Below are 21,164 nucleotides of genomic sequence, written 5' to 3' on the forward strand. Positions count from 1 at the left end.
TGTCGCCCATGTCACCCGTGCCCGAGGGACCGCACCGACCCGAACCGTTCACCCCACGGACCGATCCCGGGGCACTCGAAGACCTCCGTGCACGGCTGCGCGCGACCCGATGGCCACGGATGCCCGAGGACGCGGGGTGGGCGACCGGGACGGACCTCGGCTACCTCCGGGAACTCGTCGCCCACTGGGCGGACGGGTTCGACTGGCCGGCCCAGGAGGCCGAACTCGCCCGGCATCCGCACTTCCGCGTCACCCTCGGCGGGCTGGGCATCCACTTCGTGCACGCGCGGGCCGTGGCCCCGACCGGTCCGGTGCTGCCGCTGGTCCTCAGCCACGGCTGGCCGGACTCCTTCTGGCGGTACACGAAGGTCATCGGGCTCCTCACCGACCCCGGTGCCCACGGAGCCGATCCGGCCGACGCGTTCGACGTGGTCGTGCCCGACATGCCGGGCTACGGGTACTCGGACAGTCCGGTCGGGCAGCCCCTCGACGCGATCGCGGTGGCCGGCCTGTGGGCGGGGCTGATGGACGTACTCGGCTACCGGCGGTTCGGCGCGGCGGGTGGGGACATGGGCAGCCATGTGAGCCGCTACCTCGCGCTCGACCACTCCGACCGGGTCGTGGCCGTCCACCGGACCGATGCGGGCCTGCCCCGTCATGCGGGCGATCCGGCGGAACTGGCACCGGAGGAGCGCGCCTGGCTCCGGGACGCCGCTTCCTGGGGCGCGTCCGAAGGGGCCTACGCCCTGATGCAGAGTACGAAACCCCGTACCGCGGCCGTGGGACTCAACGACTCACCGGCCGGACTCGCCGCGTGGATCGTCGAGAAGCTGAGGGGCTGGAGCGACTGCGGCGGAGACGTCGAACGGAGCTTCACCAAGGACGAGATCCTGACCAACGTCACGCTCTACTGGCTCACGGGGACGATCGGCTCGTCCATGCGGATGTACGGTGCGAACGCCGCGATTCCGCCCGCGCAGCACGCCCGCCGGGTGGAAGTGCCGTCCGGTTTCTCACTCTTCTCGGGTGACGTCGTCCGACCGCCCCGCGCCTGGCTCGAACGTACGGCGAATGTCGTGCGCGTGACCGAGCCGGCGCGCGGCGGACACTTCGCCGCGTTCGAGGAGCCCGAACTGTACGCGGAGGAACTGCGTGCCTTCTTCCGCCCGTACAGGCCCCTCGCGGCGGACTGACCGCGAGCCGCGTGCCACAACCCTCACGGGTGTGGCACGCGGCTCCAGCCCGACACGGGTGATCGGGCACGGCCTACCCGTCGACGGCCACCGGGGACGCGGACGGGCCGACCGTCGCGGGCCGCTCCACCGGTGCCGACCGTGACCAGCGGCCGGCGAGCCCCGCACAGACCATCAACTGCATCTGGTGGTAGAGCATCAGGGGGAGTACGGCCAGCGCGGCTCTGCCGCCGAACAGCACGGCGGCCATGGGCAGCCCGTTCGCCAGGCTTTTTTGCGAGCCGCACATCACCATCGCGATCCGCGACGGGCGGTCCAGCCCGGCGAACCGGGCCGCGGCCTGTGTGAAGGCCAGGGCCACCGCGAGCAGCACCGCGAGGACCGCCAGCAGCCCCAGCAGCCGGACCGGGGTGACACGGCTCCAGACGCCCTGGTTCATCCCCGCGCTGAACGCCACGTAGACGACCAGCAGGATGGAGGTCCGGTCCACGGGACCGAGGACACGCTTGTTCCTGGTGACGAATCCTCCGATCCGCCGGCGGAGCAGTTGCCCGGCGACGAACGGGGCGAACAACTGGCCGCCGATGCGGAGCAGTCCGTCCGCCGAGAGACCGGCCTCCGAGCCGATCAGCCAGGCGGCGAGCAGCGGGGTGGCCGCGAGCCCGATCAGGCTGGAGTAGGTGCCGGCGCAGATGGCCGCCGCGATGTCGCCCCCGGCGGTCGAGGTCAGTGCCACCGACGACTGGACGGTGGACGGCACGACGCTCAGGAACACTAGCCCGGCGCCGAGTTGACCGGGCAGCAGATCGGGCGCGAGCCGGAGTGCCACCAGCCCGAGCAGGGGGAACAGGACGAAGGTGGAGAGCAGGATCAGCGTGTGGAGGCGGATGCGGCGCAGGCCCGCCAGCGTCTCGCGGGTGGAGAGCCGCACGCCGTAGAGGAAGAAGAGAAGAACGATCGCGGCCTCTGACGCGGTCCGTGTGGCGGCCTCGGCCCCGCCGGACGCCGGCAGCAGCGCCGCCAGAGCCACGGTGGCGACGAGCGCCGTCACGTAGGGATCGAGGAACTTCGGCCACTTCCGGACCGCGCCCGGCGGCCCCGGGGGAGAGGCGCCCGGTGAGCGGTCGACGGTGCTCTGCCGCCCGGCGCCGGTCACCCGCCGTCCTCGGAGTCGTCGTCCGTGCTGTCGGGGTTGATCAGGGTGTCCATGAGGTCCACCGCGCTGCCGTCGTGGTCGCTGCCCGACGTGCCGCTGCCGTGATTGGTGTTCGCGGTGCGATCGACCTCCAGCCAGGAGTCCGCGTTCGAGTTGTCGATCAGCTTCAGCCCGCCGATCAGCGTCAGGTCCCCGGCAATGGCAGGCGAGCCGACGGCGGTGAGAACCGCAGCGACCAGCGTCACCGCGGCGGCGGAGCCCCGGCCGGAGTGCGGACGCCGATGCGGCCCCCGGCCGGGGCGGGAGGGAGCCGCCCCGGCCGGAAGTGCGCGTGCGGTCATGCGGAGACGGCCTCTCGCGCGTCGTCGTGGTGGCGGCTGATGTTCTGCGCCAGCAGCTCGGTCGACTCCCGGACACCGACCTCACCGGTGTCGCCGGCCTCCGGCAGTCGCCCGTCCGCGAACTGCAGCTCCGCCAGCGCCGTGTCCATCGCGCGGTGCGCGGCGAACAGGCAGGGGGTGCTGTAGATCGCCACGTCCACGCCGAGTTCCGTCAGCTCCGTGAGCGAGAGGCGCGGGGACTTGCCGCCCGCGATCTGGTTGAACAACAGCGGTTTGTCGCCGACGACCCGGCGGATCCGCTTGATCCATTCGACGCTGCGTACCCCGTCCACGAGGACCACGTCCGCGTCGGTCGCGGCGAGGGCCTCCGCCCGGAGCAGGATGTCGGCCTCCTCCGTGGCGTCCGTACGCGCGACCACGACCAGGTCCTTACGGGTGGCCAGTACCAGCTCCAGCTTCTCCAGGTACTCGTCGAGGGGGAGTACCTGCTTCCCGTCCGCGTGGCCGCACCTGCGGGGCCGCTTCTGGTCCTCCAGGATCACCCCGGAAGCGCCGATGCGTTCCAGCCGCTGCACCACGTGGCAGGCCACCTCGGGGTCGACGTAACCGTCGTCGATGTCCACGAGAAGGTGCTGACGCGGAAACGCGCCGCGCAGCCGCTCGACGAATGCCACCATGTCGGGCCAGGCGATGAATCCGATGTCGGGGAGGCCGTAGTAGGAAGCCGCGAAGCCGAATCCGGAGACGAAGAATCCGTTGTAGTGCTGGGCCGCCACCGACGCGGAGTACATGTCGTAGATTCCGATGAGCGGTGTTGTGCTGGATCCCTTGATTTCTTGGCGCAGAAGATTTCCGTACGTCATTACTATTTCTCCGTGAGTCTTGATGGCCCTGAGGTCGCTGGTCAGGGCGGTGCTCTTGTCGAGGAAGAGTCCTCGGCGATGTGTTGACGTCGCATAGTCGGATGATTGGTCAAATGGCGATTGACTTTTCCGACGAACGGAGAAGGGGTGATCCCTGAGGGATTCGTCCGCCCTTCTGGGAAAACCATAGCTTTGCCCTCTGTTTGCCTGCAAGGTGCGATTTCGGCTCTGGCGAAAAAGTGCCGTCCGTAATCTCGATTAAACAATTGAATGTCGGTGGCGGGCGTAATCGGCGATTCAACTGTTGCCGCGCGAACTTTCTGGTGGTCCGGTGATCCGGTGGCCCGGGAGGGCGTGGGGCGTCATGGGCCGGGCCGCGTGGTGTCGGGCGAGCACCGGGCTGGGGCGCCAAGGGGAATGCGGGCTGCCGGTCTGCTCCCCGGCCGATGCGTTCCGGTTCCTCGTCGAGCGCGAGGTGCTCCTACCGGCGCGGCCTGTCCGTCGCTCGGGCGAGCCGCGCGGCGACGCGACCTTCCAGCTCCGGGTGCCGCTAGTACCTCCGGATACCGAAAAGCCCGTGAGGCGCGCGTCAGGTCGCGCCCCACGGGCGGTCGAGGGGGCCCGTCCTCGGCCCGGAGTCCGGGCGAACGGGACGAGCGCTAACGGCAGTCGGCGGTGAGCCGGGCGACGGCCTCACGCGTCAGCGCGCGGGTGTGGGGCTCGCGGTCCAGGGCGCGGTGCAGGGTCATGCCTTCGATCAGCGCGTCCACCTGGCGGGCGGTGTCCGGGTCGAAGCACCGCTCCAGGAGTGCGCGGCTGCGGAGCATCCAGGCGTGGGTCAGTTCGCGGTACTCGGGCCTGCGGGCGGCGAGGGTGTAGAGCTCCTGGCCGAGAACCAGGTCGCGACGGGGGCCCTCGGACAGCGTGTGGATGAGGTCGGTGACCGCTTCCCGGGCCTGCTCGACGGTCTCCACGCCGGTGAGATGGCGCTCGAAGACGGCCACGATATGGCTCGCGAAGAGGGTGAACGCCTCACGCAACAGCCCGTCCATGCCGTCGAAGTGATACGTCATCGAACCGAGCGGGACCTCCGCACGCACCGCGATCTTGCGATGCGAGACGCCCGGTACGCCGTCGTCCGCGATCAGATCGAGGGTCGCGGTGAGGATGCGCTCGCGCCGCTGCGGATCCGCCTGCCCGGTCGCCATCAGACGCCGCGCACGGGGCGGGCCGGGTTGCCGACCGCGACGACATTGGCGGGGATGTCCTTGGTGACCACGGCACCGGCGCCGATGACGGAGTTGTCGCCGATGGAGACGCCCGGGCAGACGACGACACCGCCGCCGAGCCAGACGTTGTCGCCGATGGTGATGGGGAGTGCCGCTTCCAGCTTGTCCCGGCGGGGCTGCGGTTCCACGGGGTGGGTGGGGGTGAGGAGCTGGACGTTCGGACCGATCTGGCAGTCCTCGCCGATGGTGATCCGCGCGACGTCCAGTGCGGTCAGATGGTAGTTGACGAAGGTGCGGGCCCCGATGGAGATGTTGCTGCCGTAGTCGACGAAGAGCGGTGGCCGCAGATCGACGCCTTCGCCCACGGAGCCGAGCAGTTCGGCCAGGACGGCACCTGACCGGCCGTCGTCCGCGAGGTAGGCCTCCTGGTAGGCGGCCGTCAGCCGCATCGCGTTCTTCTGGCGCTGCCAGATCTCGGGGTCGTCGGCGATGTAGAGGTCCCCGGCGAGCATGCGCTCCAGCTGGGTGCGCGGGTCGTCGGCGAAGTAGTCCGTCGTCGTCATGCGTACGATCGTACGCCTCGATGGTGCGGACGTGCATCGGATCCGGCGGTCTCCGGACGGAGAGCGGCCCGATGTCCCCTCCGGTTCACCCTTGACGGGACGCGGCGGACGAACGGGAGCGCCGGTGGGCGGCGACCCGCTCGCGGGTCGCGCACCGGCGGGAGCAGTAGCGGTGATCCTGCTGGGGCTGGCCCGGTTGCCGTTCCCGGTCACCCTCCTGATCGCGGTGTCGGCGGGGTCGGCGGCGCCCGCCCTCTCGGGCGGCTGGACGGCTCAACTGCCCGGGGTGGTACCACTCGACCGCTTGCCCCGGGCCGGAGCCTTCGACGCGATGACGTTCAACGCCGCGAGTCTGGCCGGCCCGGTGCTCGCCGGAGTCGCGGCCGAGGTGCTGGGCGCGCCTGCCGCGCTCGTCGTCTCCGCGGTACTCGTCGGTGCGGCGATTCCCGCCGCGTGGACGCTGCCCGCCCCGTCCGGCCCGCACACCCGCGTACGGGCGGCTCCGCTCCGGGCCGACCTCGCCGCCGGGGCCCGGACCGTCGGCAGACCCGCGCCGGCCCGTGCGACGCTCACCTCGGCCCTGTCCTGTACGGCGCAGGGCGCGCTGGCGGCCTGCGCCGTGCCCCTGGGCGAACGTGTCCTGGACGGAGCCGGCCGGGGAGCCGCGCTGCTCGCCTGCGCGTCGGTCGCCGCCCCGACGGTCAACGCCGTCCTCGCGAGATTCCCGCCTCCCCTCGCCCCCGACACGATCGTCTGGGCCGGAGCCCTCGTCCAGGCCGCTGCCCTGGCCCTCGCCGCCCGGGCAGGTCCCACCTTGCTCATCGGAGCCGTACTCTTGGCAGGAGCGGGCGAAGGCCCCCAGCTCACGGCCGTGTTCGCGATCCGGCGCCGCGAATCCCCGCCCCGCCTGCGCGGCCAGATCTTCACCACTGGCGCCGGAGTGAAGCTGACCGGATACGCCCTGGGCGCGGCCGCCGCCGGACCGGCGACGGTCTGGTCCCTGCCCGGCACGCTGATCCTCGCGGCGAGCGTGTCGGCCCTGGCGGTACCTGCGTTCTTCGCGATCCCGTCGGAGGCCCGCCTCGCGCCGGAGGACCGGTAGTGCGCCTCGCACGGCCGGAGGCGGCGGTCCTACGGGCGCCTCGCGACGAAGACGCACTCCTTCCCCGGGCGGTCGGGTGCGTCACCGACGGCCTCCGCCTTGAAGGCGACCCCGGTCAGTTCCTCCTCCGCCTCCTCGCGCGGCCGCCCTGACATGGCGGCCGTCGATACGCGTCAGGGCCGAGTCGAAGCACGAGCCGGATCGAGGCCGGCCACTTCGGCGCCACCCGCGTGGGGCGTCGGTCGGGCGAACGCCCCAGCCGGCCCCGTCGGGCCGACTGGAGCTATCACAAACGGAGTTCGGAGTTCGGAGCTCGGGGCTCGGAGCGCGGAGTCGAGGCCCGGCTCCCGCTCAGCCCGCCGCGAGGAGTTCGAGGGTGTCGATCACACGGTTGGAGAAGCCCCACTCGTTGTCGTACCAGGCGACCACCTTGACGTGGCGGCCGTCGACACGCGTCAGGGCCGAGTCGAAGATCGACGAGGCCGGATTGCCGGTGATGTCGGACGACACCAGCGCGTCCTCCGAGTACTCGAGCACCCCGGCGAGCGGACCCGCCGCCGCGGCGCGGTACGCCTCCAGCACGTCCTCACGGGTCACGTCACGGGCGACGGTCGTGTTGAGTTCGACGATCGAGCCCACCGGCACCGGCACCCGGATGGAGTCGCCCGACAGCTTGCCCTCCAGGTTCGGCAGCACCAGGCCGATCGCCTTGGCTGCGCCCGTGGTGGTCGGCACGATGTTGACGGCCGCCGCGCGGGCACGACGGGCGTCGCGGTGGGGCCCGTCCTGCAGGTTCTGCTCCTGCGTGTAGGCGTGCACCGTCGTCATGAAGCCGTGCTCGATACCGGCGAGTTCGTCGAGCACGGCGGCGAGCGGCGCGAGCGCGTTGGTCGTGCAGGAGGCGTTCGACACGATGGTGTGCGTCGCGGGGTCGTACGCGTCGTTGTTGACGCCGTACGCGAGGGTGACGTCGGCACCGTCCGCCGGGGCGCTGACGAGAACCTTCTTCGCCCCCGCGTCGAGGTGGGCGCGGGCGCCCGCGGCCGAGGTGAAGCGACCGGTCGCCTCGAGCACGATGTCGACGCCGAGTCCGGCCCACGGCAGCTTCGCCGGCTCGCGCTCGGCGAGCACGGTGATGCGGCGGCCGTCCACGACGAGGGAGTCGCCTTCGACGGAGACCGGGCGGCCCAGCCGCCCCGAGGTGGAGTCGAAGGCGAGCAGCCGTGCCAGGGCGGCGGGTTCGGTGAGGTCGTTGACCGCGACGATCTCCAGCTTGCTGTCGCGCTCGAGGAGCGCGCGCAGCACGTTGCGTCCGATGCGGCCGAATCCGTTGATGGCGATGCGAGTCATGAGCGGTGTCCCTTGTCCCTCGGTGCTGTCCGTCGTGCGGTTCACCCCCAGGTTCGCGCGCCGCACGGGCCGGTGACAGCGGCTCGATCGCCACGGTCCGCAAGGATCGTGCCAGCGTGCCGGAGCCCCGGACCGTGCGCTTCCCGATCCGGCCCGATCCGGCCCGATCCGGCCCGATCAGGACGAAGGCCCCTACTCGCCCCGCGCGAACGTCTGCCGGTACTCGCTCGGGGTGGTACCGAGGATGCGCTGGAAGTGCAGCCGCAGATTCGCACCCGTACCGAGCCCGACGTCGGCGGCGATCTGCTCGACGCCCCGCTGCGAACGCTCCAGCAGCTCCCGGGCCATGTCGACACGGGCCCTCATCACCCACTGCATCGGCGTGTACCCGGTGTCCTCTACGAAGCGCCGGGAGAAGGTGCGTGAGGAGACGGCGGCGTGCCGGGCGAGCGCGTCGAGGGTGAGCGGGTCACCGAGCCTGCGCAGCGCCCACTCGCGGGTGGAGGCGAACCGTTCGCCGAGGGATTCGGGCACACTGCGCGGCACGTACTGGGCCTGGCCGCCACTGCGGTACGGGGCCGCGACCAGCCGCCGGGCCGCGTGGTTCGAGGCCGCCACCCCGAGGTCCCCGCGCAGGATGTGCAGGCACAGGTCGATGCCCGAGGCGGCCCCGGCCGACGTCAGCACGCCGCCGTCGTCGACGAAGAGGACGTTCTCGTCGACGTGGACGAGCGGATGCTTCGACGCGAGCGCCCGGGTGTAGTGCCAGTGGGTCGTGGCCCGCTTGCCGTCGAGCAGGCCCGTGGCCGCGAGGGCGAAGGCGCCGGTCGAGATGGCGGCGAGCCGGGCACCCCGGTCGTGCGCGGCGATCAGTGCGTCGATGACGGTACGGGGCGGCTCGTCGCGGTCCGGGAAGCGGTAGCCGGGGACGAAGACGATGTCGGCCCACGCGAGCGCGTCGAGGCCGTGGGCGACATGGTACGACAGTCCGTCGCCCCCGGTCACCAGCCCCGGCGCCGCGCCGCATACCCGCACCTCGTACGGCATGCTCGCTCGGGTCGTGAACACCTGTGCGGGAATGCCGACATCGAGCGGCTTCGCGCCCTCGAGCACGAGTACGGCGACGTGATGCAGGGGCGAGGCGGACACCCGGACAGGGTACGCGGGGCGTCGGCCGCCATCCCGGACCCCGGGCGCCGGCCGTTCCTGACCGTGAGGGCCGGCTGTTCCTGACCGTGATCGCCGGCCGTCCGCCCCGCGCTTCCCGCCGTCGCGAAAACCCTTTCGGGGTTTGCGGGGAGCGTCCTTCCCAGGGGTGGAGTACGGGGTGCGGGGGTCTGCATCCGCCGGGCGGGGGCAGGAGTAGGTCAAGGTCCCGCGGGCTCGCGGGACATGAACCGGTATTCCTCCCTCGGCACGGGGGAGTGGGATGGAGTGGTGATGTCCTCGTTGACGAACGCCGCCGATGTGTCGGCCGCCCCCGCGTGGTTACACGTCGCTGTGATGGTGATCGCTGTCCTGGTGCTGCTGTACAGCCTTTCCAAGCGCAGGAGTTGACTCTCCCGGTGGTCGCCCGCGGACCCGCACGGGAGTACGCGAGAAGAAGGCCGCGCGAGAATGCGAAGAAGGCCGCGCGAAAAGGGCCGCGCGAAGAATTCGGGCGGAGGCAAGAGGTGAAGGCGGGCGGTGAAGTCACAGTGAAGGCGGGAACACCCGCTCGTCCGACAGGGTCACCCGGCCGGTGACGTCGGGCCGCGGCCGTCCAGGACGGTCGTACGGAAGGATGCCACCACCGGCCGCAGATCGACCCGGTGCCACGCGGCCCACAGATGCACCGATCCCCGGTGCCAGGGCAGTTCACGGACCGTGACCCCCTCGGTGGCACCGCGGACCATGCTCCGCTGGACCAGCGCCATACCCAGACCGGAGGCGACCAGCCCCAGGGCGGTCAGCGGTTCCGGAGCGCTGAGGCGGATGTCCGGGGTGAAGCCCGACGCCACGCAGTCGGCGACGAACCCGTCCCTGTTGGCCGGTTCACCGGAACCCTCGACGGCGATCCAGGGCTGACCGTCCAGATCCCGCGCCGTGACCTCCTCCCGGTCCGCCAGCGGGTGGCCCGCGGGCAGCGCGAGCAGCAGCGGGTCCTCCAGCAGCGGGGCGGCCGTCAGGTCGGGATCGTCCTCGGCCGGCGGGCGCGGGACGAGAGCGATGTCGAGGCTGCGCTGCCGCAGCCCCACGAACTGCTCCTCCGGATCGAGGCTGTAGAGCGCCACGTGGATGCCGGGCCGCTCTCCTTGGAGGGTGCGCAGCGCCGCCGGGAGGACGCCGGTGTGCATGGCGTCGGAGACGTACCCGATGCACAGCCCGCCCTCCTCGCCGCGCCCCAGGCGGCGTCCCAGGTTCTCCAGGCGGTCGGCGTGCCGCAGCAGCGCGCGCGTCTCACCGAGGAAGACCTTCCCGTCGGCGGTCAGGCGGATGCGCTGCTGGCTGCGCTCGAACAGGGTGAGACCCAGGCTCTTTTCCAGCTGGGCGATCTGCCGGCTGAGGGGCGACTGTGAGATGTGCAGTTCCTCCGCGGCGCGTCCGACGTGTTCGGCCTCGGCCACGGCCACGAAGTAGCGAAGTTGTCGCAGGTCAAGCATGTAAGACCTCGGGGGACTCAAGTAAGTCCAAGCGTGTCTTGGACAGTCTCAAGTATCGCTCCTAATGTCGGAGAAGTCAGACCGGCGGCCCGCCGCGGCTCTCACCGAGAGCCGTACGGAACGGCGCCGCCCCGCACTCTCCGTAAGGAAATCCCCCATGGGTATCGCCCCTCTCCTGTCCGGTCCGCTCGGCTTCGGAACCGCCCCGCTCGGCAACATGTTCCGCGCCATCCCCGACGAGGAGGCGGCCGCCACCGTCCAGGCCGCCTGGGACCACGGCATCCGCTACTTCGACACCGCCCCCTTCTACGGAGCCGGTCTCGCCGAGCTCCGCCTGGGCGAGGTACTCGCCGCCCAGCCGCGTGACGACTACGTCCTCAGCACCAAGGTCGGACGGGTGATCCTGGACGAGGCCGAGGACCCGGCCGCCCGCGAGCTCGGCGAGAAGGGCGGGCTCTTCGAGCACGGCCGCCCCAACAAGATCGTCAACGACTACTCGGCCGACGCCACGCTGCGCTCCATCGAGGACAGCCTCACCCGGCTGAAGACCGACCGCCTCGACATCGTCTGGGTGCACGACATCGCCCAGGACTTCTACGGCGACGAGTGGCTCGCCCAGTACGAGAGCGCCCGGACCGGCGCCTTCCGCACCCTGGACAAGCTCCGCGCCGAGGGCGTCATCAAGGCCTGGGGCGTGGGCGTGAACAAGGTCGAGCCGCTGGAGCTCACCCTCGACCTGGACGAGCCGAAGCCCGACGCCTTCCTGCTGGCCGGCCGCTACACCCTCCTCGACCACGACCGTGCCCTGCAGCGCCTGCTGCCCGCCGCCGCCGAACAGGACGTCGACATCGTCGTCGGCGGCCCCTACAGCTCGGGCATCCTGGCCGGCGGTACCCACTTCGAGTACCAGCAGGCCCCCGCGGAGATCATCGCCAAGGTGGAGCGGATCAAGGCGCTCGCACAGCGCCACGGGGTCGGCATCAAGGCCGCCGCCCTCCAGTTCTCCCTGGCCCACCGGGCCACCGCCGCGGCCATACCCGGAGCCACCCGGCCCAGCCGCATCGCCGAGGACGTCGCCGCGCTCGGCGAGCGGATCCCGGCCGGCTTCTGGGCCGAGCTGCGCGAGGAGCACCTGATCGCGGCTGACGCCCCGGTGCCGACCGTCTGACCGTCCCCGACGCCCCGGTGCCGACCGTCTGACCGTCCCCGACGCCCCGTACCACCGGCCGACCGCGCCCGACCGTCCCGGCGTGTCGGCCGACCGCGCCCGACCGTCCTCTCGGCACGGCAGGACTCCGCCTGCCGCCCCCCAGCCGTATCCAAGGAGAACACCCTCATGGCCACGACCACCGCATCGGTCCGCATACCCGCGTCGCCCGACCACGTCTGGCAGCTCATCGGCGGGTTCGACACCCTGCCCGACTGGCTGCCCTACATCCCGACGAGCGAACTCGGCGAAGGCGGCCGGGTGCGCACCCTCACCAACGAGGACGGCGGCGTGATCGTCGAGCGCCTCGAAGCCTTCGACGAGAAGGCCCGCACCTACAGCTACTCGATCCTCCGCGCGCCGTTCCCGGTGACCGGCTACCTCTCCACCCTGACGGTCCACCCGGAACCGGACACGGACTCCGCCCGGGTGGAGTGGAGCGGCAGCTTCACCCCGGACGGGATCGGCGACGAGGAGGCAATCGCCCTCTTCCACGGCATCTACGCCGACGGACTCGCCGCGCTCGCGGCGACGCTCGCCGCCTGAGCGACGCCAGCCCGGGCGACGCCAGCCCGGGCGACGCCAGCCCGGGCGACCCCAGCCCGGGCGACCCCCGGGGTGCGCGGTGACCTCAGGGACGGCCGGTGAGATACCCGCCCATGGAGGTGAAGTACTCCGTCGCGGGCAACTCCCGGCCGTCCTCGGTGCGTACCCGGGTGATGGCCAGGCCGTGGTTGCGTCCGGTACGCGCGTCGGCCCCGGCGACGATCACCACGCCCTCGCCCTCCCGGTAGAAGATGCGGCCCGGCGTGCCGCCGTACCGCGCTTCGGAGACCACGGCGGCGAGGACCTCCAGCCGCTTGCCCCGGTGGTGGGTGAAGGCGCTGGGGTACGGGTCGGACTGGGCACGGACCAGGCGCTCGAGGTCCTCGGCAGGCCAGGTCCAGTCGATCCGGATGTCCTCGGCGGACCGCTTGTGGAAGAAGCTCGCCTGCGAGCGGTCCTGCCGGGTGAACTCCGTCTGCCCGGAGGCGATGAGAGCGAGCGCACCCGTGGTGACCGGGGCGATGAGGTCGACGGTCTTGTGGAAGAGGTCGGTCGCGGTGTCCGTCGGACCGACCGGGACCGCCTCCTGCCGGACGATGTCACCGGCGTCGAGCTCGTCGTTCATCATGTGCGCGGTGACGCCCACTTCGGACTCGCCGTTGATCAGCGCCCAGATCAGCGGCGAGAAGCCCGCGTACTTCGGCAGCAGCGAGTCGTGGATGTTCAGCGTGCCGTGGCGCGGGAGCGCGAAGATGCGCGGCGGAATCCAGGTCCGCCAGTTGTTCGCCACGATGATGTCCGGCTCCGCCGCTTCGAGGCGCTCGAACAGCTCCTCGTCGTCGGGGCGGTTGCGGATCAGTACGGGGACACCGTGCGCCTCGGCGAGATCGGCGACGGAGTCGCTCCAGATCTTCTCGTACGCGTGCTCGCTCTTGGGATGGGTCACGACCAGCACCACGTCGTGCTCGGAGTCCAGGAGGGCTTGCAGGGTGCGGTGACCCCAGGTCTGGTAACCGAACATGACGACCCGCATGGGGGTTCCTCCTCTGTGCCGGAATGGACCGTGGGCCAGTAAAGCAAGGCTTACCTTGGTTTGCAACGGGCGCGTGATGCGGCCCATTTGACGGGTCGTGCGCCCCGGCACCCCCTCGACAGCCTCGCAGGATTAGCTTAGGCTCACCTAAATTCGAGCCGCGCCGTCGGTGTGCCCGACGCTCGCACCTTCCCCATGCCATGAGCGGCTTCCCCGCACGAATGGGAGTGACATGTCACCGGTTCTTCCTGGCGACGCACCGCAGGTCCACGACCTCATCGGAATCGGCTTCGGGCCGTCCAACGTGGCCATGGCCATCGCGATCGCCGAGCACAACGCCGGCGAACCGCAGCCGGTCAGTGCCCGCTTCTTCGAGCAGCAGCCCCGCTTCGGCTGGCACCGCGGCATGCTGATCGACGACGCGACCATGCAGGTGTCCTTCCTCAAGGACCTGGTGACGCTCCGGAACCCCACCAGCGAGTTCAGCTTCCTCTGCTACCTCAAGAGCAAGGGGCGGCTGATCGACTTCATCAACCACAAGAACCTCTTCCCGCTGCGGGTCGAGTTCCACGACTACTTCGAGTGGGCCGCCGCCCAGGTCGAGGGCATGGTGTCCTACGGCCACGAGGTCGTCTCCGTCAGGCCCACCGTCCAGGACGGAATCGTGGAGTACCTGGACGTGACGGTCCGGTCGGGGGAGGGGCTCTCCGTCCACCGGGCCCGCAACCTCGTCATCGGTACCGGGCTGCGCCCCCTGCTGCCCGAGGGCGTCGAGCGCGGCGACCGGGTGTGGCACAACTCCGAACTGCTGGCGAAGGTCGGTGAACTGGAGGGGACTTCGCCCTCCCGGTTCGTCGTCGTGGGCGCCGGACAGAGCGCCGCCGAGAACGTCGCCTACCTGCACCGCGCCTTCCCCGAAGCCGAGATCTGCGCGGTCTTCTCCCGGTACGGCTACAGCCCCGCCGACGACAGCGCCTTCGCCAACCGGATCTTCGACCCCGGTGCCGTCGACGAGTACTTCGCCGCGCCCGACGAGATCAAACAGCGGCTGATGGGCTATCACGGGAACACCAACTACTCCGTGGTCGACATCGACTTGATCGACGACCTCTACCGCCAGAGCTACCAGGAGAAGGTGCTCGGCACCGAACGGCTGCGCTTCCTCAACGTGTCCCGCCTCGTGGGCGTCAAGGAGACCGAGGAGAAGGTCCGCGCCACCGTGACGTCCCTGGTCACGGGTGAGGAGACCGACCTGGACGCCGACGTCGTGGTGCTCGCCACCGGCTACAGCCCCGTCGACCCCCTCGGCCTCCTCGGTGAGGCGGCGGACCTCTGCCGCACCGACGACCGGGGCCGCGTCCGCGTCGAGCGCGACTACCGCATCGCGACCGACCCCGGGCTGCGGTGCGGCATCTACCTGCAGGGCGGTACGGAGCACACCCACGGCATCACCTCGTCGCTGCTCTCCAACACCGCGATCCGGGTCGGCGAGATCCTGGACTCGCTGCTCGGCCGCAGGGCCGGGCTCTCCTCGGAGCGCGCGGAGGCGGTCGCCGAGGGAGCCGTCGGCGCCTCCCGCTGAACCCGGCTGCGGCAGGCCGTTCCCGCCGGGCGGGCCGGCCGGGGAGCCGGGTGCCTGCTCACGGGTACCCTCGGCAGGGCGTGAGCGAGCCCCCAACCGGCCTTGCAGCCAGATGGATTGGCCAACCTCCCCTGTGGACGCCGAAGATCAAAGGGATAGCGTACGACGACATGACCACGACTACGGTGGAGCTCTCCGCGCCCCGGGGAGCAACGAAGGCTCGTCGCAGGCGAGTTGTGGGCCTCGGTGTGCTCGCGCTGATCGTCGTGCTCGCGGGGGCCGCGTCGCTGGCGGTCGGCGCCCGCGCGCTGAGCCCCGCCGACGTGTGGCACGGCCTCTTCGCCGAACCGGACGCCGACCGGCGGCTCACCGAGATCAGGCTCATCGTGCGGACCGTCCGGGTGCCCCGTACCGTGCTCGCGATCGTGGCGGGCATCGCCCTGGGCGTCGGCGGGGCCCTGATCCAGGGGTACACGCGCAACCCGATCGCCGACACCGGACTGCTGGGCGTGAACTCCGGCGCCTCCTTCTCGGTGGTGGCCGCGATCGGGCTGCTCGGTTTCACCGACCCCTTCCAGTACGTCTGGTTCGGCTTCCTCGGGGCGGCGGCCGCCGGAGTCGTCGTGTTCGGCCTGTCCAGCGTGGGCCGGGGCGCCGGCAACCCGCTGACACTCGCTCTCGCCGGCCAGGGCGTCACGGTGTTCCTCGCGGCGATGACCACAGCCGTCGCGCTCTCCGACCAGAAGTCGCTGAACGCCCTGCGGTTCTGGAACGCGGGCTCCGTCGCCGGGGTCGGGTTCCGCGTCATCTGGCCGCTGACCGGTTTCATCGCCGTCGGGCTGATCCTGGCACTGACCACCCTGCCCGCCCTCAACCTGCTCACCCTGGGCGAGGACGTGGCGCGCGGGCTCGGCGTGAACATCGCGCTGAGCCGGACCGTCGGCATCCTCGCCATCACCCTGCTCGCGGGCGCGGCCACCGCCGCGTGCGGACCCGTCGCGTTCCTCGGGCTCATGGTGGCCCACATCGCCCGCTACCTGGCCGGACCGGACTACCGCTGGCTGGTGCCGTACGCGGGCCTCCTCGGAGCCGTCGTCCTGCTCCTCTGCGACATCGTGGGACGCCTCGTGGTGCGGCCCGGAGAACTGGCCGCCGGCGTCGTCGTCGCCCTGCTCGGCGCGCCGTTCTTCGCGGTCCTGGTCTGGCGCGGAAAGTTCAAGAACGCGTGAAGGGACAGAAGTGACACCATCGCCCTCCCCGGAGCCGCTGTCCTCCCCCGCACCGGCGCGCCGCCCGCAGCCGAAGCCGCAGCCCTCCGCGGCACCCGCGGTACGGCTCGGGCGCGTGTCGTTCGTCTGGCGGCCCTGGATCGTCACGGTCACGCTCGTGCTGGCCGTAGCGGTCTTCCTGGTGTTCTGCCTCTCCATCGCGGTCGGGGACTTCCCCCTCGCACTGTCCAGGGTCATCGCCACGGTCTTCGGCCGGGGCGAGCGGGTGGACGAGTTCGTCGTCATGGAACTGCGGATGCCGAGGGCCCTGGCCGGACTGGTGGTGGGGATCGCGCTCGGGGTCTCCGGGGCCCTCACCCAGTCCGTCGCGCGCAACCCGCTGGCCAGCCCGGACGTGCTGGGCATCACCGGGGGAGCCGGCACCGTCGCGGTGTTCCTGGTGACGGTCTCGGGCGGGGCCGCCACCGCGGTCGTCAGCTCCGTGGGCCTCTCCGCCGCCGCGCTCGCCGGCGGCCTCGGCACCGGCCTGCTCGTCTACTTCCTGGCGTGGCGCCGGGGGGTCGACGGATTCCGGCTCATCCTCATCGGCATCTCGGTGAGTGCCGTGACGGAGGCGCTCACCACCTGGCTGCTCGTCACCGCCGACATCAGGGACGTGGCGCGGGCCCAGGCATGGCTGGTCGGCTCGCTCGACAACCGCTCCTGGGGCGAGGTCCGGACGGCGACCTGGTGCACCCTCGCGCTCCTCGCCGTGGTGGCCACCGCCGCCTTCCAGTTCAAGCCGATGCACCTCGGCGACGAGGTGGCCGCCGGACTGGGCGTCCGCTACACGCGGGTGCGGGCGGTCCTGCTGCTCTGCGCGGTGCTGCTGGCCGCCGCGGCGGTGAGCGCGGCCGGTCCGGTGCCCTTCGTCGCGCTCGTGGCGCCGCAGGTGGCGATGCGGCTGGCGAAGTGCCCGACACCACCGCTGGTGGCCTCCGGCCTCGTGGGCGCGCTGCTGCTGACCGGCGCGGACCTGGTCGCCCGCACGGCACTGCCCATGGCGCTGCCCGTCGGGGTGGTCACCGCCGCGATCGGCGGACCCTTCCTCGTGTACCTGCTGGTACGGGCGAACCTCGCCGGACAGCGCGCGGGCTGACGACACATGAGGGCCGACATGACGACGACCGACGGAGGAGAGATGACCACCCACCGCACCACGGGGACCGGAAGCGGATCCGGAACGGCGACCGGCACAGGAACCGAGGACGCCCGCCTGGCGGCGAGGGGGGTGACGGTCGGGTACGGCGGACGCGTGGTCATCGACGACCTCGACGTGGCGATCCCCTCCGGGGTGATCACCACGATCATCGGCCCCAACGGCTGCGGGAAGTCGACCCTGTTGCGCACCCTGACCCGGCTGCTCAGGCCGACGGGCGGAACGGTCGTGCTGGACGGCGAGGACATCGCCCGGCTCCGCACCCGGGACGTGGCGAAGAAACTGGGACTACTGCCGCAGACGCCCGTCGCCCCCGAGGGCTTGACGGTGGCCGACCTGGTCGCCCGGGGCCGTCACCCGCACCAGAGCTGGCTGCGGCAGTGGTCCTCCGACGACGCCGACGTGGTGGAGCGCGCGCTGGCGATGACCGGGGTGTCCGAACTCGCCGCCCGGCCGGTCGACTCGCTCTCCGGCGGGCAGCGCCAGCGCGTCTGGATATCGATGACCCTCGCCCAGGGCACCGATCTGCTGCTGCTGGACGAACCGACCACCTACCTGGACCTGGCACACGCGATCGACGTGCTCGACCTCGTGGACGACCTGCACGAATCGGGCCGCACGGTCGTCATGGTGCTCCACGACCTCAATCTGGCGACGCGTTACAGCGACAACCTCGTCGTGATGCGGGAGGGGGCGATCCTGGCCCAGGGGCACCCCCGGGACGTCATCACCGCCGACCTGCTGCGCGAGGCGTTCGGCCTGCGCGCCGAGGTGATCGAGGACCCGGTGGGCGACCGTCCCCTCATCGTGCCGATCGGGCGCACCCACGTCCGTTCCAACTAGGCATCGGGGCACAGGAAATGCCTTGGTTAGGCTAGGCTGGCCTCACCTCTTCAGGATACGGTTTGGCTGCCCCGGGGACCGGGGCGCAGGTGGCCGGCGCGAGAACAAGGGATTCGGGATGCTCCTCCAGAGAACGACGGGTACGAAGTCCTGGCGGCGGGTGGCGGCGATCCTGTCCGCCGCGGCCCTGGGTGTGGGCCTCCTCGCCGGATGCGGCGGCTCCGACGAGCCCGACGCGAAGGCCGGCGACAACGCACCGGCAGCCGCCACCGGCGCGTTCCCGGTCACCGTGGAGCACGCCTTCGGCACCACCGAGATCACCAAGGCCCCCCAGCGGGTCGTCTCCGTGGGCTACACGGACGACCAGGCCATCCTCGCGCTCGGCATCAAGCCGGTCGGCATGGTCGACCAGTACCCGAACCCCGCGGGCACGTCCCCCGACATCAACACCCAGTGGCCCTGGGTGAAGGACAAGTGGGGCGACACCCGCCCCGAGGTCATCATGAGCAACGGTGACGCGGGCCCCAACTACGAGAAGATCGCGGCCCTGCGCCCGGACCTCATCATCGCGGTCTACTCCGAGATCGACCAGGCCGCCTACGACAAGCTCTCCAGGATCGCGCCGACGGTGGGCCGCACCAAGGCCGAGAAGGAGCCGTTCAGCGCCTCCTGGCAGGACAACGCCGTGCACATCGCCAAGGCGCTCGGCAAGGAGACCGAGGGCAAGGCGCTCGTGGAGGGCATCCAGGCCAAGCTCGATTCCGCGGCGGCGGCGCACCCCGAGTTCGCCGGCCAGACCGCCGTCGCGCTCTCCTGGTACGAGGGCTCCGTCGCCCCGTTCGCCACCACCGACGTGCGCGGACGGCTCATCACCGGCATCGGCTACAAGGGTGCCACGGAGGTCGACAAGGCCGCCGGCGGCAAGTTCTACACCGTGCTCTCGCCCGAGCGCATCGACCTCGTCGACGTCGACCGCATCTTCGTCATCAACGACAAGGCGGACCAGGACGCGCTGAAGAAGTTCGACCTCTTCGACAACCTCTCCGCGGTGAAGGACGGGAAGGTCTCGTACCTCCTGGACAGCGAGGGCCCGGCGGTCGGTGCGGCCATGTCCCAGGGCACCCTGCTCTCCCTGCCCTACGCCATCGACGAACTCGTCAAGTCGGTCGACCAGTGACGCCGTCCACCCCGTCCCGTACCGCACGGCCCGTCAGGGGCTCCGCGTGAGCGCCGTGGACACCCGCACCGCCCCCGCGACCCTGCGCACGGCGGGCGGGGGAGAAGCCACCCGGTGGCTCGTGGCGCACTGCCGGCAGGTACCTCTGCTGACGGCCGCCACCGTGCTCACCACGGTGGCCGGAGCGGTCCTCCAGGTGCTTCCGGTGCTCCTCCTCGGCCGGGTGGTCGACGGGGTGGTCGACGGCGAGTCGCGTTCGGTCCTGGTCACCGTCGGGGCCCTGATGGGAGCCGCCGCGCTGCTCGGCGCGGCGGCCACCGCCGGATCGACGTACCTCATCGGACGGCTCGGCGCGGACCTGCTCGCACGACTGCGCGAAGGCGCCGTCCGCGCGGTGCTGGGTATGCCGAGCGCCCGGATCGAACAAGTCGGCCGCGGAGACGTGCTCTCCCGGGTCGGCGACGACGTCGCCGTGCTCTCCAAGGGCATCCGGTCGGCCGTCCCGACCGTGTTCACCGCCGGGGTCCTCGTCGCCATCGCGACGGCCGCCATGTTCGGCCTGGACTGGCGGCTCGGCCTCGCGGGAGCCGGCGCCCTGCCCGCCTACGCCTTCGCGCTGCGCTGGTACCTTCCCCGCTCCGCGCCGCTCTACCAGAAGCAGCGGGCCGCCCAGGCCGACCGCGCCCAGGCGCTGATCAGCGGCCTCGACGGGATCGACACCGTCCGTGCGTACCGCCTGGAGGGCGCCGTACGAGAGAAGGTCACCGGCGAGTCGTGGCGGGTACGCGAACTCGGCGTCGAGGTGTTCCGGTTCTTCGGCCGCTTCGTCGGCCGGGAGAACCGCGCCGAATTCATCGGCCTTGTCCTGATCCTCCTCGTCGGGTACGCCCTGCTGGAGAACGACGCCGCGAGCCTCGGCGAGGTGGCCTCCGCCCCGCTGATGTTCCACCGGCTCTTCACCCCGCTCGGCTCCATCATGTTCACCTTCGACGAGGCACAGAAGTCCGGCGCCAGCCTGACCCGCCTGGTCGGAGTCCTGGGGGAACAGGCGGAGGACCGTCTGGTGGGCGACGCCTCGGTCGCCCCGGCGGACGTCATTCCGTACCCGGTGACGGTGGAGGGGCTCACCTTCGGCTATCCCGGCACCGAGGAACCGGTCCTGCGGGACGTCGCTCTGACCATCCCGGCCGGCGGCTCGCTCGCCCTGGTGGGGGCGACGGGCGCGGGCAAGTCGACGCTCGCCGCCCTGATCGCGGGCATCGGCACCCCGCACACCGGGTCCGTACGCATCGGCCCGACCGACCTCGCCGACCTCGACGAGGCCGGGGCCCGGGCCCTGGTGAGCATCCTGACGCAGGAGACACACGTCTTCTCCGGTCCGCTCGCCGACGACCTGCGCCTGGCCGCACCGCGGGCCACCGACACCGAACTGACCGACGCGCTGCGCACGGTCGGCGCCGGAACCTGGCTCGACGCACTGCCGGACGGGCTGTACACCCCGGTCGGCGAGGGCGGCGAGCGCCTGGACGGCACCAAGGTCGCCCAGATCGCCCTGGCCCGGCTGATGCTGGGACGCGCCCCCGTGGTGGTGCTCGACGAATCGACCGCCGAGGCCGGCAGCGAGGGCGCCGCCGAGCTGGAACGGGCGGTGCTGGCCGCGTGCGCGGGCCGGACCACGCTGTTCGTGGCCCACCGGCTCACCCAGGCGATGGCGGCGGACCGGATCGCGGTGCTGGACGCCGGGCGCGTGGTGGAGCAGGGCACCCACCGGGAACTGGTCGCCCTGGACGGCCGGTACGCACGCCTGTGGCGGGCATGGCGCGAAGGAAGCTAGGACGTGTCTTCGAACTGCCGTCTGCTGGGTGACGCCTGGCACGCCCGCTTGCCGCGTTGTCGGGATCATCCCGGTA

Annotated in this window: 20 protein-coding genes; 10 read left to right on the top strand and 10 right to left on the bottom strand. The window is 71.4% G+C overall.

Annotated features, from left to right (window positions below; genetic code table 11):
- Positions 1-8 precede the first annotated feature (8 nt).
- On the top strand, positions 9-1,193 hold the full coding sequence (locus ACWCSV_RS20095) for an epoxide hydrolase family protein (RefSeq protein WP_451144058.1): 1,185 nt from the start codon (positions 9-11) through the stop codon (positions 1,191-1,193).
- A 73-nt stretch (positions 1,194-1,266) separates the two neighbouring features.
- Here ACWCSV_RS20095 and ACWCSV_RS20100 read toward each other — a convergent pair whose 3' ends face one another.
- From ACWCSV_RS20100 to ACWCSV_RS20120, 5 genes are all read right to left on the bottom strand, one after another.
- Entirely contained in the window at positions 1,267-2,244 is a 978-nt protein-coding gene (locus tag ACWCSV_RS20100; RefSeq protein WP_451144060.1) for a bile acid:sodium symporter family protein, read from the bottom strand.
- Between the two features lie 101 nt (positions 2,245-2,345).
- Complete coding sequence (locus ACWCSV_RS20105; protein WP_451143998.1) at positions 2,346-2,690, bottom strand: hypothetical protein; 345 nt, start codon at positions 2,688-2,690, stop codon at positions 2,346-2,348.
- A complete protein-coding gene (locus ACWCSV_RS20110) occupies positions 2,687-3,553 on the bottom strand; it encodes an isocitrate lyase/PEP mutase family protein (protein ID WP_451144000.1) in 867 nt (288 codons plus the stop codon). Before ACWCSV_RS20110 ends, ACWCSV_RS20105 begins: the two co-directional genes overlap by 4 nt.
- 659 nt (positions 3,554-4,212) lie before the next feature.
- Complete coding sequence (locus ACWCSV_RS20115; RefSeq protein WP_451144002.1) at positions 4,213-4,761, bottom strand: TetR/AcrR family transcriptional regulator; 549 nt, start codon at positions 4,759-4,761, stop codon at positions 4,213-4,215.
- Positions 4,761-5,345, bottom strand: coding sequence for a sugar O-acetyltransferase (locus ACWCSV_RS20120; protein ID WP_451144004.1), 585 nt, complete (start codon positions 5,343-5,345; stop codon positions 4,761-4,763). The genes ACWCSV_RS20115 and ACWCSV_RS20120 overlap by 1 nt, the downstream gene beginning before the upstream one ends.
- Positions 5,346-5,469: 124 nt before the next feature.
- On the opposite strand from ACWCSV_RS20120, the gene ACWCSV_RS20125 reads away from it, so the two are divergent.
- Entirely contained in the window at positions 5,470-6,447 is a 978-nt protein-coding gene (locus ACWCSV_RS20125; protein WP_451144006.1) for an MFS transporter, read from the top strand.
- A gap of 29 nt (positions 6,448-6,476) precedes the next feature.
- Here the strand turns inward: ACWCSV_RS20125 and ACWCSV_RS20130 are convergent, their stop codons facing one another.
- The 4 genes from ACWCSV_RS20130 to ACWCSV_RS20145 all read right to left on the bottom strand — a co-directional run bounded on the left by ACWCSV_RS20130 (position 6,477) and on the right by ACWCSV_RS20145 (position 10,439).
- Positions 6,477-6,602: a hypothetical protein gene (locus ACWCSV_RS20130; protein ID WP_451144008.1), complete on the bottom strand. Its 126-nt coding sequence runs from the start codon at positions 6,600-6,602 to the stop codon at positions 6,477-6,479.
- A gap of 196 nt (positions 6,603-6,798) precedes the next feature.
- On the bottom strand, positions 6,799-7,797 hold the full coding sequence (gap, locus tag ACWCSV_RS20135) for a type I glyceraldehyde-3-phosphate dehydrogenase (protein ID WP_451144010.1): 999 nt from the start codon (positions 7,795-7,797) through the stop codon (positions 6,799-6,801).
- Positions 7,798-7,989: 192 nt separating this feature from the next.
- The gene (locus tag ACWCSV_RS20140) at positions 7,990-8,946 is read right to left on the bottom strand and encodes a GlxA family transcriptional regulator (protein WP_451144012.1); all 957 of its coding nucleotides are present in this window, start codon (positions 8,944-8,946) and stop codon (positions 7,990-7,992) included.
- Positions 8,947-9,527: 581 nt separating this feature from the next.
- On the bottom strand, positions 9,528-10,439 hold the full coding sequence (locus tag ACWCSV_RS20145; RefSeq protein WP_451144014.1) for a LysR substrate-binding domain-containing protein: 912 nt from the start codon (positions 10,437-10,439) through the stop codon (positions 9,528-9,530).
- Positions 10,440-10,596: 157 nt separating this feature from the next.
- Between ACWCSV_RS20145 and ACWCSV_RS20150 the strand changes: the two genes are divergently transcribed.
- On the top strand, positions 10,597-11,607 hold the full coding sequence (locus tag ACWCSV_RS20150) for an aldo/keto reductase (RefSeq protein ID WP_451144016.1): 1,011 nt from the start codon (positions 10,597-10,599) through the stop codon (positions 11,605-11,607).
- Between the two features lie 168 nt (positions 11,608-11,775).
- Positions 11,776-12,192, top strand: a complete 417-nt coding sequence (locus ACWCSV_RS20155; RefSeq protein ID WP_451144018.1) for an SRPBCC family protein — start codon at positions 11,776-11,778, stop codon at positions 12,190-12,192.
- 85 nt (positions 12,193-12,277) lie between these two features.
- On the opposite strand, the gene ACWCSV_RS20160 is transcribed toward ACWCSV_RS20155, so the two are convergent.
- Positions 12,278-13,225 (bottom strand): methionyl-tRNA formyltransferase, encoded by a 948-nt coding sequence (locus tag ACWCSV_RS20160; protein ID WP_451144020.1) that lies wholly within the window; start codon positions 13,223-13,225, stop codon positions 12,278-12,280.
- A 232-nt stretch (positions 13,226-13,457) separates the two neighbouring features.
- On the opposite strand from ACWCSV_RS20160, the gene ACWCSV_RS20165 reads away from it, so the two are divergent.
- The 6 genes from ACWCSV_RS20165 to ACWCSV_RS20190 all read left to right on the top strand — a co-directional run bounded on the left by ACWCSV_RS20165 (position 13,458) and on the right by ACWCSV_RS20190 (position 21,088).
- Complete coding sequence (locus tag ACWCSV_RS20165) at positions 13,458-14,807, top strand: lysine N(6)-hydroxylase/L-ornithine N(5)-oxygenase family protein (RefSeq protein WP_451144022.1); 1,350 nt, start codon at positions 13,458-13,460, stop codon at positions 14,805-14,807.
- 170 nt (positions 14,808-14,977) lie between these two features.
- Entirely contained in the window at positions 14,978-16,036 is a 1,059-nt protein-coding gene (locus tag ACWCSV_RS20170) for a FecCD family ABC transporter permease (protein ID WP_451144024.1), read from the top strand.
- A gap of 115 nt (positions 16,037-16,151) precedes the next feature.
- A complete protein-coding gene (locus ACWCSV_RS20175; protein WP_451144062.1) occupies positions 16,152-17,174 on the top strand; it encodes a FecCD family ABC transporter permease in 1,023 nt (340 codons plus the stop codon).
- 42 nt (positions 17,175-17,216) lie between these two features.
- Positions 17,217-18,077: an ABC transporter ATP-binding protein gene (locus ACWCSV_RS20180; RefSeq protein WP_451144064.1), complete on the top strand. Its 861-nt coding sequence runs from the start codon at positions 17,217-17,219 to the stop codon at positions 18,075-18,077.
- A 118-nt stretch (positions 18,078-18,195) separates the two neighbouring features.
- Complete coding sequence (locus tag ACWCSV_RS20185) at positions 18,196-19,254, top strand: iron-siderophore ABC transporter substrate-binding protein (protein WP_451144026.1); 1,059 nt, start codon at positions 18,196-18,198, stop codon at positions 19,252-19,254.
- A gap of 46 nt (positions 19,255-19,300) precedes the next feature.
- Entirely contained in the window at positions 19,301-21,088 is a 1,788-nt protein-coding gene (locus ACWCSV_RS20190; protein ID WP_451144028.1) for an ABC transporter ATP-binding protein, read from the top strand.
- Positions 21,089-21,164 lie beyond the last annotated feature (76 nt).

It is taken from the genome of Streptomyces sp. NPDC001770 (assembly GCF_053596135.1).

Coding starts and splice junctions, on each gene's coding strand:
- ACWCSV_RS20155 (WP_451144018.1), top strand. CDS start 11,776: ATGGCCACGACCACCGCATCGGTCCGCATACCCGCGTCGCCCGACCAC.
- ACWCSV_RS20105 (WP_451143998.1), bottom strand. CDS start 2,690: ATGACCGCACGCGCACTTCCGGCCGGGGCGGCTCCCTCCCGCCCCGGC.
- ACWCSV_RS20180 (WP_451144064.1), top strand. CDS start 17,217: ATGACCACCCACCGCACCACGGGGACCGGAAGCGGATCCGGAACGGCG.
- ACWCSV_RS20120 (WP_451144004.1), bottom strand. CDS start 5,345: ATGACGACGACGGACTACTTCGCCGACGACCCGCGCACCCAGCTGGAG.
- ACWCSV_RS20185 (WP_451144026.1), top strand. CDS start 18,196: ATGCTCCTCCAGAGAACGACGGGTACGAAGTCCTGGCGGCGGGTGGCG.
- ACWCSV_RS20170 (WP_451144024.1), top strand. CDS start 14,978: ATGACCACGACTACGGTGGAGCTCTCCGCGCCCCGGGGAGCAACGAAG.
- ACWCSV_RS20095 (WP_451144058.1), top strand. CDS start 9: ATGTCACCCGTGCCCGAGGGACCGCACCGACCCGAACCGTTCACCCCA.
- ACWCSV_RS20130 (WP_451144008.1), bottom strand. CDS start 6,602: ATGTCAGGGCGGCCGCGCGAGGAGGCGGAGGAGGAACTGACCGGGGTC.
- ACWCSV_RS20145 (WP_451144014.1), bottom strand. CDS start 10,439: ATGCTTGACCTGCGACAACTTCGCTACTTCGTGGCCGTGGCCGAGGCC.
- ACWCSV_RS20115 (WP_451144002.1), bottom strand. CDS start 4,761: ATGGCGACCGGGCAGGCGGATCCGCAGCGGCGCGAGCGCATCCTCACC.
- ACWCSV_RS20110 (WP_451144000.1), bottom strand. CDS start 3,553: ATGACGTACGGAAATCTTCTGCGCCAAGAAATCAAGGGATCCAGCACA.
- ACWCSV_RS20160 (WP_451144020.1), bottom strand. CDS start 13,225: ATGCGGGTCGTCATGTTCGGTTACCAGACCTGGGGTCACCGCACCCTG.
- ACWCSV_RS20165 (WP_451144022.1), top strand. CDS start 13,458: ATGTCACCGGTTCTTCCTGGCGACGCACCGCAGGTCCACGACCTCATC.
- gap (WP_451144010.1), bottom strand. CDS start 7,797: ATGACTCGCATCGCCATCAACGGATTCGGCCGCATCGGACGCAACGTG.
- ACWCSV_RS20150 (WP_451144016.1), top strand. CDS start 10,597: ATGGGTATCGCCCCTCTCCTGTCCGGTCCGCTCGGCTTCGGAACCGCC.